This window comes from Microbacterium sp. TNHR37B (genome assembly GCF_001620065.1).
Lineage (GTDB): Bacteria > Actinomycetota > Actinomycetes > Actinomycetales > Microbacteriaceae > Microbacterium.
This window is the reverse complement of the sequence record NZ_LQGV01000003.1, coordinates 1,158,691-1,174,410: the sequence shown is the minus strand read 5'-3', so window position 1 is coordinate 1,174,410 and position 15,720 is coordinate 1,158,691. Positions and strand designations below refer to the sequence as shown.

Below are 15,720 nucleotides of genomic sequence, written 5' to 3'. Positions count from 1 at the left end.
CCCCTCAGTGCGGGATCGACGTCGCGCGCGGGGCCAGCGGATCCCGGCCGAGCTCCCGGAGGGCCTTGGCCGTGAGCTCATCGGTGATGAGATGCGTCACGACCCCCGCCAGGAGTGCCGCCCGGAGCGGGACGACCTTCGCGTCGCCTGCGACGGCGCACACCCGGCGAGGGATGCGGCGCAGCTCGTCGGGCGTCGGACCGGTTGCGCGTTCGTTCAGCGCCAGGTCGCGGTAGGTGCCGTCGGCGCGCAGGAACACGGTGCAGACGTCGCCCACGACCCCCTCGTCGCCCAGCGCGGTGATGTCATCGGGGTCGAGGTAGCCGGCCGCGTACACGTGGCTGGGGAGATCGCCCGCGATCGCCCCGATGGAGAAGAGCACCATGTCGGCGCGCCGTTGCACGTCCAGCACCCGCGCCACCGACCTCTCCCGCCACATCGCACGGCGGGTATCGGCGTAGTCGAAGAACGCCGGCACCGGGAACAGGTGGACGGCGGCGTCGAACGCGCGGGCGAACCCCGAGACGAGGTCGGAGACGTAGTCGACACCGAACGTCCGGTTGTTGGCGGCGCCGTTGAGCTGGACCACGGCGCTGCCCCGTGTCGGCTTGCGCACCAGGTGCCGGGCGATCGCCGAGAGCGTCGTGCCCCAGGCGACGCCGAGCACCATGTCGGAGTCGAACCATCCCGCCAGAAGGTGGGCGGTCGTGCGTGCGACCTGATCGAGCCGTTCCTCCCCCGTCACGCCGTCCGGCACCGGCACGATCTGGCATTCGATGCCGTAGGTCGCCGCGATCTCGCGCGCCAGCTCGCTCGACAGCGACGGCGTGGGGCGGAGCGTGATCTCCACGAGGCCTTCCTCGCGAGCCCGCTTGAGGAGCCTCGAGACGCTCGAACGTGAGATGTGCAGGTGCGCCGCGATGGCGTCCATCTTCAGGTCCTGCAAGTAGTACATCGTCGAGGCGGTGAGCAGATCGTCGTCGTCGGACACCGTCGGCACCTTTCTGCACGTTCGTGCAATTCCTCTGGCAATCCTCCCACAACCTGAGTGTTTGCCAATAGTGTGCTCGAAGCGAACTTCCATTCACCCGCATCGAGAGGACACCCCATGACGGCGACGCCCCTGACCGCCTCCACTCGCGAGTCCGCGCTGGCGCGCCTCGCCGAGAGCACGGAGCCCGGACGGGAGCTCGACATCCTCGTGATCGGCGGCGGGGTCACCGGTGCCGGGATCGCCCTCGACGCAGCCTCCCGCGGCCTGACCGTGGGGATCGTCGAGGCCCAGGACTGGGCGTCGGGAACCTCCAGCCGATCGAGCAAGCTCGTCCACGGCGGACTCCGCTACCTCCAGATGCTCGACTTCGCCCTCGTGCGCGAGGCCCTGACCGAGCGCGACCTGCTGCTCACGCGTATCGCCCCGCACCTCGTACGCCCCATGCCGTTCCTCTACCCCTTGCGACACGCGGTGTGGGAACGCGCCTTCATCGGCGCGGGCATCGCCCTCTACGACACGCTGGCGAGCCTCAGTCGCGGTCGGCGGGCCGTGCCCTGGCACCGTCATCTCGGCCGCCGCGCCCTCGCGCGCGACTTCCCGAGTCTGTCGCGCACGGCCGCGGTCGGCGCGATCGAGTACTGGGACGCCACCGTCGACGACGCCCGCTACGTGCTCTCGGTGCTCCGCACCGCCGCCGACCACGGGGCGGTGGCCGCGTCGCGCACGCAGGCGACCGCCCTCACCCGCGACGGTTCCGGGCGCGTGGACGGGGCGATCCTGACCGACCTCGAGACCGGCACCGCCTTCCCCGTCCGCGCCCGCACGGTGATCGGGTCGACCGGTGCCTGGACGGAGCGCACCCAGGCCCTCTCCGGCGGGGAGGGCGGACTGCGAGTGCTCGCCTCGAAGGGGATCCACATCGTGGTCCCCCGCGAGCGCATCTCGGGCACCCCGGGACTGATCCTGCAGACCGAGAAGAGCGTGCTGTTCGTCATCCCGTGGTCGCGGTACTGGGTGATCGGCACCACCGACACCCCGTGGACCGAGGATCTGGTCGACCCCGTCCCCACGGCGGAGGACATCGACTACGTCTTGTCCAAGGCGAACGAGGTGCTCGCTGAACCGCTCGACCGCTCCGACATCGTCGGCACGTGGGCGGGACTGCGCCCGCTCCTCCAGCCGGGCGCTGAGCGCGGGCTCGCCTCCGCGAAGGTGTCGCGCGAGCACACGGTCGCCTCTCCGGCGCCGGGCTTCGTCGTGATCGCCGGGGGCAAGTTCACGACCTATCGCGTCATGGCCGAAGACGCCGTGGACTTCGCCCTCGGCGAGGAGTCGACTCGTCGCCCCAGCCACACCTCCGACATCCCGCTCACGGGCGCGGTGGGACTGGAGGCCGCCCGCCACGAGATCGCGGCCGCGGCACGCGCCCACGGCTGGACCGACACGCTCGTCGACCACCTCCTGCACCGGTATGGAGCCGATGTGCGGGACATCATCGCGCTCTGCGAGGACGACCCCGACCTGTCCGAGCGCGTCACGGGAGCGCCCGACTACCTTCGCGCCGAGATCCGGTATGCGGTCACCCACGAAGGCGCGCTGCACCTCGAAGACATCATCGAACGCCGCACGCGCATCAGCTACGAATACCCGGGATCGGGGACGGCCGCCGTCGACGACATTGCGCGGATCGCGGGCGATGCCCACGGCTGGAGCCCCGCGCGTCGCCGCGCGGAGGTGGAGTCGTACCAGCAGCGCGCCGCGGCGGAGCTCGCCGCAGCGGGCGCGGAGGACGATGTCACCGCCGCGCGCCGACGCGCTGTCGCCCCCTCGATCGCGCCGTGGCACGACTCGAGCGCGGGCGCACGCCCGGCCCCGTAGACCCCACCTGCCCCTCCCCCTCCCCCTCCACCTCCCCCGACACGTCTCAATGGAGAGCTCCGTATGACGCGATACATCCTGTCGATCGATCAGGGCACCACGAGCACACGCGCCATCATCTTCGACGCCGAGGCCCGGATCGTCTCCGTCGGCCAGCGCGAGCACCGCCAGATCTTCCCCCGTGCCGGCTGGGTGGAGCACGACCCGGTAGAGATCTGGAACAACACCCGCGAGGTCGTCGGGCTCGCCCTCACCCGCGCGAACCTCACCCACACCGACCTCGCTGCGGTCGGGCTGACCAACCAGCGGGAGACCACCGTGGTGTGGGACCGCGCGACGGGCGAGCCCGTGCATCCGGCGATCGTCTGGCAGGACACCCGCACGCAGGCCCTCGTCGAGGAGTTCGGGGGCAGCCAGGGCCCCGACCGCTTCGCCGCGCGCGTCGGACTGCCGCTCGCGACGTACTTCGCCGGGCCGAAGCTCGCCTGGATCCTCCGCCATGTCGACGGGGTGCGGGAGCGCGCCGAGCGCGGCGAGCTCCTCTTCGGGACGATGGACACCTGGCTCCTGTGGAATCTGACCGGCGGCGTCGACGGCGGCATCCACGTCACCGACGTCACGAACGCGTCGCGCACGATGCTCATGGACCTCGAGACCCTGGAGTGGAGCGCGGAGATCGCCGAGGTCATGGGGATCCCGCTGGGCATGCTCCCCGAGATCCGTTCGTCGTCGGAGCTCTACGGGCGCGGCCGTGAGCACGGGCTGCTGCCCGGGGTGCCGATCGCCGGGATCCTCGGGGACCAGCAGGCGGCGACCTTCGGGCAGGCCTGCTTCTCGGAGGGGATGGCCAAGAGCACCTACGGCACCGGCAGCTTCGTCCTCATGAACACCGGGGATCGGCGGGTCCGCAGCAGCCACGGCCTCCTCACGACCGTCCTCTACCGGCTGGGCGATCAGCCCCCCGTCTATGCGCTGGAGGGTTCGGTAGCGGTGGCGGGATCCCTCGTGCAGTGGTTGCGCGACAACATCCGGATGATCCCCGCCTCCGCCGACGTCGAGGCGGAGGCGGAGGCGGTCGCCGACAACGGCGGGGTGTACTTCGTCCCCGCCTTCTCAGGGCTGTTCGCTCCGCACTGGCGCCCCGACGCGCGCGGCGGCATGCTCGGCCTCACCCGCTACGTCACGACCGGCCACATCGCCCGCGCCGCCCTGGAGGCGACCGCGTTCCAGACTCGCGAAGTGATCGAGGCGATGAACGCCGACTCCGGCGTCGACCTCGCCGAGCTCCGCGTGGACGGCGGAATGGTCGCCAACGCGCTCCTGATGCAGATCCAGGCCGACCAGCTCGGCGTCGACGTCATCCGGCCCCGCATCTCGGAGACCACGGCCCTCGGCGCCGCCTTCGCCGCCGGCATCGCGGTCGGGTTCTGGGTCGGCACGCAGGACGTCGTCGACACCTGGGCCGAGGACCGCCGGTGGTCCCCGCAACTCCCCGCGCCCGAGCGGGAACGCCTGTTCCGCAACTGGAAGAAGGCCGTCGGCCGCACCCTCGACTGGGTCGATGCCGACACCGACCCCACCCACTGAACACCACCACCCACGAAGGAGTAGGGACACATGAAGGAAAAGCTGCACAGACGCAACGGGTTCTGGCTCGTCGCGTCGCTCGTGCTGATGCTCGTCTCGGCGATCGGCGCATCGCTGGTCCAGACCGACGGCGGAAAGATCACCGTCAAGGAGATGTACTGGGAGACCTCCACGGGGGTCGGACTGAGCGCCCTGCTGCTGAAGCCCGATGCGGCGACGGCTGAGGCGAAGGCGCCCGCCGTGATCGTCAGCCACGGTCGGTACAACAACAAGGAGATGCAGAACGCGAACTTCGTCGAGCTCGCCAAGCGCGGCTACGTCGTGGTCTCCATCGACATGTACGGGCACGGCGACTCCGATTACACGACGCTGGAGACCAACCTCACCAGCGGCACCGGCATGTACGACGCCGTGAAGCTCGTCGCGGCGCTGCCCTACGTCGACGCGAGTCGCATCGGCGTGACCGGCCACTCGGCCGGCGCGTTCGCGGTGAGCTACTCCGTCGCGATCGACAACCAGGCCCCCACGCGCCTCATCTCGGCCGCGCTGCTGGTGGACAACGACCCGACCTACCGCGACGAGGACGGCGCGTTCATCAACGCGTTCGAGGACCGCGATGCGGGAATCATCGCCGCGCAGTACGACGAGTTCTTCTTCCGGAGCGTGGGTGAGGACGGGAAGCCGACGAACGCGCCTCGAGACTTCATCACGACCCCCAACGCGCAGTCGTTCCTGCACTACGGCACCGACCCGGCCGGCACCGACGAGCGCGTGGCGGGGGAGGTCTACACCGACGGCGAGAACGGCGCGATGCGCGTGATCTACACCCCCGCCGAGACCCACCCGTGGAGCCACTTCTCCGCGACCTCGGTCGCCTACGCGGTCGACTTCTTCCAGGAAGCGCTCGGCGCGCCCCACCCGATCGCATCGAGCAGCCAGACCTGGCAGGTGCGCGAGGTGTTCACGGGACTCGGCCTCGTCGGGTTCGCGATCTTCCTCGTCGCCTTCACCCGCGCCCTCCTGCGCACCCGCACCTTCGCCGGCCTCGCCGTCCGCCCGCAGCCCGAGATCGCTCCGGCCACCCGTCAGGGTCTCGGTTGGTTCTGGGGTGGTCTGGCCGTCTCGGTGCTGCTGTCGGCGGCGAGCTTCGTGTGGGTCACCACCAACCCGGAGATCTCCTCGATCGGCTTCTTCGGCGCCCCGCCGCTGTTCCCGCAGGGCCCGCCGTTCTTCATCGGCGTGTGGGCCGCGATCAACGGCGTGCTCGGGCTCATCATCCTGACGATCTCGTACCAGCTCTACGGCAAGCGCAACGGACAGTCGCTGCGCGCCGCCGGAGTGCTGCCCGGCTGGGGCACCGTGCTGCGGAGCCTGCTGCTGGCCGTGATCGTCGTGGCGAGCGCGTTCGGGATCGTGTTCGTGCTGCACTACTTCTTCACGACGGACTTCCGGGTCTGGGTGCTCGCGATCCGCACGTTCGAGTCGGACAAGCTGCTGATCGCGCTGGCCTACCTGCCGTTCTTCCTGCTGTATTTCGTCGTGAACTCGATCCTCATCAACGGGTTCAACCGCATCACGCTGCGCGGCAAGGAGTGGATCAACACGGCGGTGCTGGCCGTGGCGAACGCCCTCGGCCCGACCATCGTGATCGCGATCCAGTACGCCGTGTTCTTCTCCACCGGCCTGCCGGTGCAGGGACTCGGGGCGTTCAGCGCCATGTACGTGATCTGGCTGTTCCCGGTCGTGGTGATCCTGATCGTCACCGCGATCATCTCGCGCAAAATCTACCGGGTGACCGGCAACCCGTACATCGCCGGCTTCATCAACGCGATGGTCGCCACCCTCATCTCGGTCTCCAACAGCCTGACGATGGCAGCCTGACGCCTCGGCAGCAGGAACGCAGGGGCGTCCGGGTCGATCCCGGGCGCCCCTTCACACGTCCGGCCAGCACCGGCCCGCGTCGGCCCGGGCGGGCCCCGGCAGGGGAAGTCCCGCGCGAAGGATCGGCTGACCTTGCTGGATCGGCGACGAGCGCAGGCGTACCGTGACGACATGACCATCCCCTCAGCGGCCGGCGCGCATCGCGACGAACCTCACCGCGTGGGTCTCTCGCAGCGACTCAACTGGTTGCGAGCGGGGGTGCTCGGAGCGAACGACGGGATCGTGTCGACTGCCGCGGTGGTCGTCGGTGTCGCCGGCGCCACCTCCGAAGTGATGCCCGTCCTGCTGGCGGGATCGGCTGCCCTGGTCGGCGGGGCGATCTCCATGGCGCTGGGCGAGTACGTGTCGGTGTCCAGTCAACGCGACACCGAGCGGGCTCTCATCGAGAAGGAGCGCCGCGAGCTGGCGGACGATCCCGAGGCGGAACTGGCCGAGCTCGTCGGCCTGTACGAGGCGCGGGGCCTGAGCCACGACACGGCCACCCGCGTCGCGACCGAGCTGACCGCCAACGATGCGCTCTCGGCGCACCTGTCGATCGAGCTCAACATCGACCAGGACGACGTCGTGAGCCCGTGGCATGCCGCCCTCGCCTCGGCGATCGCGTTCCTCGTCGGCGCACTCCTCCCCATGGCGACGATCTTGCTCGTGCCCCATCCGGCGCGGATCGTCTGGACGTTCGTCGCGGTGCTGCTGGCCCTCGCGATCACGGGGTACACGGCGGCCTGGATCGGAGCGGCCTCCCGCTGGCGCGCTGTCGTACGCACCGTCACCGGCGGCGCGATCGCCCTGGGGGCCACCTTCCTCGTCGGCTCCCTGTTCGGCACCGTCGTCGGCTGATCCGCCGCGCGGACGGGGTTCCCACCGCCACCTCTGCGTTTGCTATGCGATGGCTGAGAGCCGCGGATTCTTGGCGTCACCTCAGAGCCGCCTGGCGACGATGACCGCATGACCACAACGGCTGTCTCGCCGACGACCTCTCGTCGCACGTCTTCGCCTGCATCCGCCGCGCCCCGCGATCACCGCGCGGCATGGCGGCTGAGCGCCGTGAGTCTCATCGTCGGCACGAGTCTGTTCGTCGTGGCGCTCTGGGTGTCCGGCGGGGGGATCCAGGCCACGCTGGGATGGAACGCCGACACGCTGACCACGCTCGGGAGGGTCACCGGCCTCGCCTCGGCGAACCTCCTCCTCTACCAGGTGCTCCTCATGGCGCGCATTCCGCTGTTCGAGCGCGGGTTCGGGAGGGACGGCATCACCCGCATGCACCGCTACGTGGGGTTCTGGTCGTTCTGGCTGCTCCTCGCCCACATCGCGCTCCTCGTGATCGGCTACGCCGCGACGGCCTCGGTGACGCTGTGGGCTCAGCTGTGGGATTTCGTCTGGAACTACCCGGGCATGCTGCTGGCGACCGCGGGGACGGGGCTGCTGATCGCTGTCGTGGTGTCCTCGGCGCGGCGCGCGCGGCGCCGGCTCCGCTACGAGTCCTGGCATCTGCTCCATCTCTACGGCTACCTGGGGGTGGGCCTCGCGGTCCCTCACATGCTCTGGACGGGAGCGGACTTCACCGCCAACCCGCTCGCCACCGTGTACTGGTGGACCCTGTGGGCGATCACCGCCGCCTGTGTCGTCGTGTTCCGGGTGATCATCCCCCTCTGGCGCTCTCGCCGTCACGCACTCCGCGTGCACGAGGTCGTCGCCGACGGCAGCCACGGCGTGAGCGTGCGCGTGCACGGTCGAGGTCTGCACCGGCTGGGCGCCGAGGCCGGGCAGTTCTTCGTGTGGCGTTTTCTGGACGGCCCGGGCTGGTCGGCGGGGCATCCGTTCTCCCTCGCCGCCGCCCCGGACAGGAACGAACTGGTGATCGCGGCACGGATCGTCGGCGACGGCACGCAGCGTCTCACGCGCCTGACACCGGGAACGCCGGTGATGATCGAGGGGCCGTACGGACACATGACCGGCGCGCTGCGACAGGGCCGCAAGCTCCTCATGCTGGCCGCCGGCGCCGGGGTGGCGCCGATGACGGCGCTCCTGGAGGCCGAGGCCTACGCACCCGGCGATGCCGTGCTCATCACGCGGGACCACGCGCCGTCGGAGCTCATGCGAGCCGGTGCGATCGCTCGCCTCGTCCGTGAGCGCGGCGTCCGCCACCTCGCGCTCGACGGTGCCCGCTCACCCGGCGCATCGAGCTGGATCCCGGCGACGCACGACGCCTGGCGCGGAAGCGATCTGCTCCGCCACGTCGCTCCCGACCTGGAGCAGTACGACGTCTACCTCTGCGGTCCCCTGCCGTGGATGGCGGCGGTGCGCGCCGATCTGCGCACAGCCGGCGTCGCCCGCGACCGCATCCACAGCGAGGCGTTCGCGGTCTGATCCCCTTTCCGACCCGATGGAGAAACCCGACATGAAGAAGATCGTCTACGGACTGCTCGCAACCCTCAGCGGTCTCGTGCTGCTGTTCAGCTACCGCACCTCCCTCGGCGACGCGGTCCCGGTCGCCGCTGCCCTCGACCAGTCCAGCAGCGCGACCGGGGCGGCGAACCCCTCCTCCTCGAGCGGGGCGGCGCCGGCCGAGGCCGCCGCCTCACCGACCGCCACTGCCTCGGCGACTCCCTCAGCCGCCGCCTCGGCGAACGCGAGCGGCCTCACCGACGGGTCGTACACGGGCGATGCCGTGAACACCCGATACGGCGCCGTGCAGGTGACCATCACGGTCTCCGGCGGCGAAGTGACCGCGGTGGACGTGCCGCAGTACCCGCAGAGCAACGGCCGCGACCGCCAGATCAATGAGCGGGCGATCCCGACGCTCGTCTCCGAGACCCTGTCTGCGCAGAGCGCGCAGATCCACTTCGTCTCCGGCGCCACCTACACCAGCGGCGGCTACCAGGAGTCGCTGCAGTCCGCCCTCGACCGGGCTGCCGCATGACCGCCCGGGCGCAGACCCCCACCCGCGTCTGGGTGGAGCAGATCATGGGAACCGTCGTCAGCATCCACGCGGTCGGCACGGGGGGTGACGAGCCCGGTGTGGCGCAGGCCGTCGCGGACTGCTGCGCGCAGTTGCGGGAGGTGGAGCGCGTGTTCTCGACGTATCGCGACGACTCCGACGTGTCGCGGCTCCGCCGAGGCGAACTGTCGCTGGAAGACGCCGACCCGCGCGTGGCCGTCGTCGCCGACGCGTGTCAGGCCGCCGAGCGCGCGACGGGTGGCCGCTTCTCGGCGACCTGGCAGGGATGGTTCGACCCCACCGGCTACGTGAAGGGGTGGTCGGTCGAAGAGGCGGCACGCACGTTCCTGGCTCCCCTGATCGACCGGCCGGGCATCGTCGCGGTCGGCATCAACGCCGGCGGCGACGTGCGCGTGTTCACCGACACGTCGTCGGACTGGTCCTGGCACATCGCGATCGCCGATCCGCGACGCCACGGCGAGGTCCTCGCGACGCTCGATGTGCGAAACGGCGCCGTCGCCACCTCCGGCACCGCCGAGCGGGGGCTCCACATCGTCGATCCCGCGACGGGGTCCACGGCCCGTCACACCCTCAGCGCCACGGTCGTGGCCGACGACCTCACCACCGCCGACGTCTGGGCCACCGCGGCGGTGGTCGCGCGCGACCTCGACTGGGTCCGCGAGGCGCCGCTGACGGCGGGGATGATCGTCGACCGCGGTGGCAGAGTGCGTCGCTTCCTCAGCGGAGTGGAGATCGAGGTGGTTGCGGCCGCGTGAGCGTGCGGCGGCGGTCAGGCGCCGGGGAGCCGGAGGAGGAAAGTCGTTCCTCGCGCCGAGGTGCTCTCGATCCGGATGCTCCCCCCGTGGCGCTGGGCGGCTTCTCGCACGAGCGCGAGACCGAGTCCGAACCCACGGCGACGCCCCGCCTCACCCGCGCGCGCGAACCGCTCGAAGATGCGGTCGGCGTCGGCGGGGGCGATCCCCGGGCCGGCGTCGGAGACCCGCACCGCCACCCCGCCGGTGTCCGCACGAGCATCGATGGTCACCTCACTCCCGGCGGGAGCGTGCTGAACGGCGTTGTCGAGGAGCGCGACGCACAAGCGGGTGAGCGTGACAGCGGGGAGCGCTGCGAAGAGCCCGTCGGGTGTCTCGGCGCGCACGGTGACTCCAGCCTCGGCGGCCAACGGCTCGATCGTCCGCCGGGCGGCCTCGACAGCCTCGGAGACGACGCAGCGGTCGCCGGGCGTCGCCGTGCCCTCGGCGGTGAGCAGCATGTCGGTGAGCACCTCGTCGAGCACGCGGGCGTCCCGTCGAAGCTCGGTGATCGTGTCGTCGATCGGCTCGCCGCGGCTGCGCCGACGCTCGAGAATCTGGATCCGGCTGGTGAGGGTCGTCAAGGGGGTCCGCAGTTCGTGGCTGGCATCCGATACGAACGCACGCTGGGCACGCAGGGCCTCGGCCAGCGGATGCACGGCCCGGCGAGCGGCGACCCAGGCCACGACGCCGAGCAGCAGCACGCCGAGGATGCCGAGACCGATCACCCAGGGAAGGATGTGGTCGAGATCGACGACGAACCGGTCGCCGTCCGGGGCGCCCAGGCCGTGACCGCCCTCCCCCCTTCCCTCATCGCCGTCGGGATGCCCGTCGGGGCGCGCCGAGGAGACGAGCACCGCGATGAGGATCCCCACCCCACCGGCGACGATGAGCGCCGACGCGGCGCTGACGAGCAGACCGACGCGAAGCGCCGCGCGTTGCACCCGCGACCGGTCCGCATCACTGCTCACGAGGCCGCCCCCGCCCGATACCCCCGACCGCGGACGGTGTCGATGATCTCGGCCCCCGTCTTCCGGCGGAGATAGTGCACGTAGGTGTCGACGGAGCTGAGGGCGTCGTCCGATGCGAACACGGCACGGAGGATCTCCTCCCGCGAGAACACGTGGTCGGGGCTCTCCGACAGGAGGGCGAGGAGCCGGTTCTCGGTGGCGGTGAGGGCGGCCCGCTCGCCTCCCGGGCCGTAGACCACTCCCGCATCCGGAACGAACGTCCAGTCGGCGACCTGGCGGCGGCGCCCCTCTGCTCGATACCCCCGCACGAGAGCGCGCAACCGCGCGTGCAGTTCGTCGAAGTCGAAGGGCTTGACGAGATAGTCGTTCGCCCCCGCGTCCAGCCCCTCCACGCGGTCGGCCACCGCTCCGAGGGCCGTCAGCAGCAGGATCGGGGTCGTGATGTGGGCTGTGCGTATCGCCCGAACCAGCTCCACGCCGTCGAGGCCCGGAAGGCGCCGATCCACCACCATGACGTCGAAGTGCTCGCCGAGCGCTCGGGTGAGCGCGCGGCGCCCGTCGACCTCATGCGCGACGTCGTAGACCTCACCGAGCACGTCCACCGTCATCGCCGCGATGGCGGGGTCATCCTCGACGTAGAGCACTCGCGCGGAGACGGGATGCTGAGCGGCCACAGGGCGAGTCAACCAGAGCGTCGCCAAGAAGGCACCAAGAAGTCGGGGCGCTCTCAGGGGCTCCCGTCGGTCGCGGCCGGCTCCGTCGGCGAGGCCACGACGCGGAGGGCGGAGATGCGCCGTCGGTCCAGCGCCACCACCTGGAGAGTGGCACCGTCGACCTCCACCGTGTCGCCGACGACGGCGAGGCGCCCGAGACGTTCCGTGACGAACCCGGCCACCGTGTCGGAGGCACCCCGCGGCAGGTGCACGCCGGTCGCCTCCTCGAAATCCTGCAGGTTGAGGCGGCCGTCGACCGTCTCGGAGTCGCCTGTGATCATCCCGTCGGTGTCGTACTCGTCGAAGATCTCACCCACGACCTCCTCGACGAGATCTTCGAGGGTCACGATCCCATCGGTGCCGCCGTACTCGTCGACGACGACCGCGATCTGATGCCCGTCGGCGCGCATCCGCGTGAGCGTCGGCAGCACCCGGGCCGTGGAGGGGAGGTAGGTGATCGCGCGGGCGAGGTCGCCCAGACGCTCGTCCGGATCGGCGACCGCGCGCTCGAAGAGGTCGCGGACGTGCACGAAGCCGGTGACGTCGTCGATGGACGAGTCGACGACGGGGTAGCGCGAGAACGGAAGATCGCGCACCTGGGCCACCGCGTCGGCCACCGGCATCGACTCCTCCAGAGCGACCACCTCGGGGCGGGGCCGCATCACCTCGCTGATCTGGCGGCCCCGGAGGGAGAGCACGTCGTCGAGAATGCGGCGCTCGTCGTCGGGCAGCCCCTGGTGGCTGGCGACGATGTCACGCACCTCTTCGTCGGTCAGCTCATCAGACGTCTTGTCGGGGTCACCGCCCAGAAGCCGCACGAGGGCGTTCGTCGACACCGACAGCAGCCAGATGACGGGGCGCATGAGGGTGGCGAAGCCGTCGAGCACAGGAGCCACGGCGTAGGCGAACTGCGCGTTGCGCTGGATCGCGAGCCGCTTGGGCACCAGCTCACCCAGCACCAGGGAGAGGTAGGCGATGACGAGGGTGAGGAGCACCGTCGCGAGGGTCAGTGAGAGCGCCGCCGGAACCCCCCACCCCTCGAACAGCGGCGCGACCGACGGGGCGATCGAGGTGGCGCCGTAGGCCGCTGAGGCGAACCCGGCGACCGTGACGCCGATCTGCACGGCCGAGAGGAAGGTGTTGGGATTGCGCGCGAGCGCGGCCACCTTCGCGCCGCGCCGCCCGCGCGCCGCGATGGCGTTGACCTGGCTCTCGCGCAGCGTGACCAGCGCCATCTCCGTGGCGGCGAAGACACCGCCGATCAGGACGAAGACGAAGACGAGGACGATGTTCCAGACGAGATCGCCCATCAGCGGGCGTCCTCGATCCGCTCGGCGGCACGCTCACGGTCGTGGCGGGTCTTGAGGAGGCTCGCCACCGTCGCCACCGTGATCGTCGCGGTGATGAACAGCAGTGAGAACCAGATCGGGATCTCCGGCGCCCACAGCATCGGCTCGCCACCGTTGATGAAGGCGAGCTCGTTGACGTGCATCGCGTGCAGCACGAGCTTGATCCCGATGAAGGCGAGGATGACCGCGAGTCCCTGCGCGAGGTAGACGAGGCGCTCGAGGAGCCCGCCGATGAGGAAGTAGAGCTGGCGGAGCCCCATGAGCGCGAACGCGTTCGCCGTGAAGACGATGTACGCCTCCTCGGTGAGCCCGTAGATGGCGGGGATCGAGTCGACGGCGAAGATGAGGTCGACGAAGCCGATCGCGATGATGACGAGGAGCATCGGCGTCACGAAGCGCCGGCCGTCTCGTTTCACGGTGAGGCGGTCGCCGTTGTACTCGTCGCTGACCGGGAGGTGGCGGCGCACGAAGCGCATGAACCGGCCGTCCGCGGGATTGGACTCGCCGTGCGCGAACGCCTGCCGGTAGGCGAGGAACAGCAGCAGCGCGCCGAAGATGTAGAAGATCCACGAGAAGTTCGAGATCAGGGTCGCACCGACGGCGATGAAGATGCCGCGGAGGATCAGCGCGATGACGATGCCGATCATCAGCACCTTCTGCTGGTAGATCTTCGGCACCGCGAAGCTCGTCATCACGATGAGGAAGACGAACAGGTTGTCGATGGAGAGAGCCTTCTCGGTGAGGTAGCCGGCGAAGTACTCCCCGCCGTACGTCCAGCCCGAGACCACGCCGATCCCGACGCCGAAGACGAGGGCGAGACCGATGTAAAAGGCCGACCAGCGCGCCGATTCGCCGATCGTGGGTTCATGCGGCTTGCGCACGTGCGCGAAGAACTCGTAGACGAAGAAGGCGATGGTGACGGCGATCGTGATGATCCACACGAGGGGGGTGATGTTCACAGGGTCTCCGGAAGACTCGGGCTCAGCGTTGCGACGACGCCAAGGTCTCCCCCATCCCTGTGATCAGGGACCGGTGGCCCGGAGTGCGATGCACCCGTAATGACGAGCCGACCGTGTCGGAGTACTCCCCCTGGATGGAAAGAGGATAGGGGAGTCGGGTGACGCGTTCCTGGGAGTTCGCCGCAGGCGGGGAGATCGGCCGCCTGCCGACAGCGAAACGCGCGGCAGACGACGCAGTTCGGGCATCTGCCGACGGTCCGAGAACCCCGGCAGGTACCGTCAACGGCGGTGAACGCCGCTGGGGGCGGCGTCTTGCACAGGGGGACGCATCATGACCATCACTCGCCGCGCTTTTCTGACCTTCGCCGCCGCCGCGACCGCGACGCTGCCGCGGGCCACGTCCACGCGATGGGAACGCCTGGGCGCTCATCCCGGCGCCACCGCGCAGCCGACACCGGCCGGCACGCAGATCGTCGACCTCGAGATCTACCGCGGAATGCTCTTCGCCGGCTACGGCGACTGGAACGGCAACACCGGGCCGATCAGCATCGACCCGTTCGACATCGCGCGCGGACGCTTCGTCGGCAGCCGTCACCGCGCCTACACCCACGCCATCCACACCTGGCGGATCACGAGCGCCGGCCTGATGGCGCCGAACATCGACCCGCTCGGCGACGCACCGCTGGCCGCTCTCGACCCCCGGGGCGGCTTCAGCTGGTCACCCGACGGGCTCACGTGGAAGCAACAGCCGGTGGGGGCGTCGTATCACGTGTTCGACATCACCGACTCCGATGGCGGTCGCTTCGCCGTCGGATCCGGTGCGGAGGAGGGACAGGCGGGTCCGGTGGTGTGGAAGCGCACGGCCCCGTACACGTGGGCGCGGTCATTCGCGCGAGACGGCGTGCGGGCGCAAGCGCAGGACCGCTATCACTGGATCGCGGCCGCCGACGGCGTCCCCTACCTCCAGGCCGGCTGGTCCGGAGGCGGGTTCGGGCCGATGCGGCGGTTCCACCAGGGCTACTGGCAAGAGATGCCTCTCGTTCGTGAGAGGTTCCACCTCGGAACGGTCGGTTCCCGCGTGCAGAGCTGCGACGGACGCCTCCTCAGTGGCGGGCCGACGGGATTGCGTGTGTTCACCCCGTCCACGCGTCGCATCCGCACCGTCGGGATGCCCGGCGGGGCGGCGATCATCGACCTGTACGTGTCGGGACGCACGGTACATGTGCTGACGCGTGATCGTGTGTTCGTGTCACGCAACGCGGGCGAGACGTTCACGGGACTGATCACCCCCGTGGCCGGCGCCACGTCGCTCGCGGTCGGCGAAGGCAAGATCTACCTCGGCACCTCCTCCGGCGTGCTGTACGCGCACAACCTGTAGAGCGCTTTCCGCAGCCGCGCGAGCAGTTCGCGCAGGGTTACTGAATCGATTCGCGTCGGACGCCGCGCCGTCGATACCGTGAGATTGAGTGCGCCTTGGTAGCGCTCCCACGGCTCAGATCGGAGGCGGGGACGACCAGCGCACGGCCCCCACCGACGGACAGCAGCACGACCGCCGTCCGGCGCTGTGTGGCGCGCCCG

At 70.2% G+C, this 15,720-nt stretch carries 13 protein-coding genes; 8 read left to right on the top strand and 5 right to left on the bottom strand.

Annotated features, from left to right (window positions below):
• Positions 1-4: 4 nt before the first annotated feature.
• Complete coding sequence (locus AVP41_RS13435; protein WP_067165997.1) at positions 5-955, bottom strand: sugar-binding transcriptional regulator; 951 nt, start codon at positions 953-955, stop codon at positions 5-7.
• A gap of 153 nt (positions 956-1,108) precedes the next feature.
• Between AVP41_RS13435 and AVP41_RS13430 the strand changes: the two genes are divergently transcribed.
• From AVP41_RS13430 to AVP41_RS13400, 7 genes are all read left to right on the top strand, one after another.
• Positions 1,109-2,872 (top strand): glycerol-3-phosphate dehydrogenase/oxidase, encoded by a 1,764-nt coding sequence (locus tag AVP41_RS13430; RefSeq protein WP_067165290.1) that lies wholly within the window; start codon positions 1,109-1,111, stop codon positions 2,870-2,872.
• Between the two features lie 63 nt (positions 2,873-2,935).
• Positions 2,936-4,459 carry a glycerol kinase GlpK gene (gene glpK, locus AVP41_RS13425; protein WP_067165287.1) on the top strand — a complete coding sequence of 508 codons (1,524 nt, stop codon included), beginning with the start codon at positions 2,936-2,938 and terminating at the stop codon, positions 4,457-4,459.
• A gap of 30 nt (positions 4,460-4,489) precedes the next feature.
• Positions 4,490-6,340: an alpha/beta hydrolase family protein gene (locus AVP41_RS13420; protein WP_231902752.1), complete on the top strand. Its 1,851-nt coding sequence runs from the start codon at positions 4,490-4,492 to the stop codon at positions 6,338-6,340.
• Positions 6,341-6,511: 171 nt separating this feature from the next.
• Positions 6,512-7,237, top strand: coding sequence for a VIT1/CCC1 transporter family protein (locus AVP41_RS13415; RefSeq protein ID WP_067165991.1), 726 nt, complete (start codon positions 6,512-6,514; stop codon positions 7,235-7,237).
• A 108-nt stretch (positions 7,238-7,345) separates the two neighbouring features.
• Positions 7,346-8,767 (top strand): ferredoxin reductase family protein, encoded by a 1,422-nt coding sequence (locus AVP41_RS13410; protein ID WP_067165284.1) that lies wholly within the window; start codon positions 7,346-7,348, stop codon positions 8,765-8,767.
• A 31-nt stretch (positions 8,768-8,798) separates the two neighbouring features.
• The gene (locus tag AVP41_RS13405) at positions 8,799-9,320 is read left to right on the top strand and encodes an FMN-binding protein (RefSeq protein ID WP_067165282.1); all 522 of its coding nucleotides are present in this window, start codon (positions 8,799-8,801) and stop codon (positions 9,318-9,320) included.
• Entirely contained in the window at positions 9,317-10,114 is a 798-nt protein-coding gene (locus AVP41_RS13400; RefSeq protein ID WP_067165279.1) for an FAD:protein FMN transferase, read from the top strand. Before AVP41_RS13405 ends, AVP41_RS13400 begins: the two co-directional genes overlap by 4 nt.
• A 14-nt stretch (positions 10,115-10,128) precedes the next feature.
• Here the strand turns inward: AVP41_RS13400 and AVP41_RS13395 are convergent, their stop codons facing one another.
• The 4 genes from AVP41_RS13395 to AVP41_RS13380 are packed head-to-tail and all read right to left on the bottom strand — an operon-like array spanning position 10,129 to position 14,142.
• Positions 10,129-11,121, bottom strand: coding sequence for a sensor histidine kinase (locus AVP41_RS13395; RefSeq protein ID WP_067165276.1), 993 nt, complete (start codon positions 11,119-11,121; stop codon positions 10,129-10,131).
• Positions 11,118-11,795 carry a response regulator transcription factor gene (locus AVP41_RS13390; RefSeq protein ID WP_067165273.1) on the bottom strand — a complete coding sequence of 226 codons (678 nt, stop codon included), beginning with the start codon at positions 11,793-11,795 and terminating at the stop codon, positions 11,118-11,120. Before AVP41_RS13390 ends, AVP41_RS13395 begins: the two co-directional genes overlap by 4 nt.
• Before the next feature lie 53 nt (positions 11,796-11,848).
• Complete coding sequence (locus AVP41_RS13385) at positions 11,849-13,144, bottom strand: hemolysin family protein (RefSeq protein WP_067165270.1); 1,296 nt, start codon at positions 13,142-13,144, stop codon at positions 11,849-11,851.
• Complete coding sequence (locus AVP41_RS13380) at positions 13,144-14,142, bottom strand: TerC family protein (RefSeq protein ID WP_067165267.1); 999 nt, start codon at positions 14,140-14,142, stop codon at positions 13,144-13,146. Before AVP41_RS13380 ends, AVP41_RS13385 begins: the two co-directional genes overlap by 1 nt.
• Positions 14,143-14,473: 331 nt before the next feature.
• Here AVP41_RS13380 and AVP41_RS13375 point away from each other — a divergent pair, with 331 nt between their 5' ends.
• Positions 14,474-15,520: a hypothetical protein gene (locus tag AVP41_RS13375; RefSeq protein WP_067165264.1), complete on the top strand. Its 1,047-nt coding sequence runs from the start codon at positions 14,474-14,476 to the stop codon at positions 15,518-15,520.
• Positions 15,521-15,720 lie beyond the last annotated feature (200 nt).

Excerpts from the sequence above, each read along its gene's own strand:
- AVP41_RS13435 (WP_067165997.1), bottom strand. The coding sequence starts at position 955 with ATGTACTACTTGCAGGACCTGAAGATGGACGCCATCGCGGCGCACCTG.
- AVP41_RS13430 (WP_067165290.1), top strand. The coding sequence starts at position 1,109 with ATGACGGCGACGCCCCTGACCGCCTCCACTCGCGAGTCCGCGCTGGCG.
- glpK (WP_067165287.1), top strand. The coding sequence starts at position 2,936 with ATGACGCGATACATCCTGTCGATCGATCAGGGCACCACGAGCACACGC.
- AVP41_RS13420 (WP_231902752.1), top strand. The coding sequence starts at position 4,490 with ATGAAGGAAAAGCTGCACAGACGCAACGGGTTCTGGCTCGTCGCGTCG.
- AVP41_RS13415 (WP_067165991.1), top strand. The coding sequence starts at position 6,512 with ATGACCATCCCCTCAGCGGCCGGCGCGCATCGCGACGAACCTCACCGC.
- AVP41_RS13410 (WP_067165284.1), top strand. The coding sequence starts at position 7,346 with ATGACCACAACGGCTGTCTCGCCGACGACCTCTCGTCGCACGTCTTCG.
- AVP41_RS13405 (WP_067165282.1), top strand. The coding sequence starts at position 8,799 with ATGAAGAAGATCGTCTACGGACTGCTCGCAACCCTCAGCGGTCTCGTG.
- AVP41_RS13400 (WP_067165279.1), top strand. The coding sequence starts at position 9,317 with ATGACCGCCCGGGCGCAGACCCCCACCCGCGTCTGGGTGGAGCAGATC.
- AVP41_RS13385 (WP_067165270.1), bottom strand. The coding sequence starts at position 13,144 with ATGGGCGATCTCGTCTGGAACATCGTCCTCGTCTTCGTCTTCGTCCTG.
- AVP41_RS13375 (WP_067165264.1), top strand. The coding sequence starts at position 14,474 with ATGACCATCACTCGCCGCGCTTTTCTGACCTTCGCCGCCGCCGCGACC.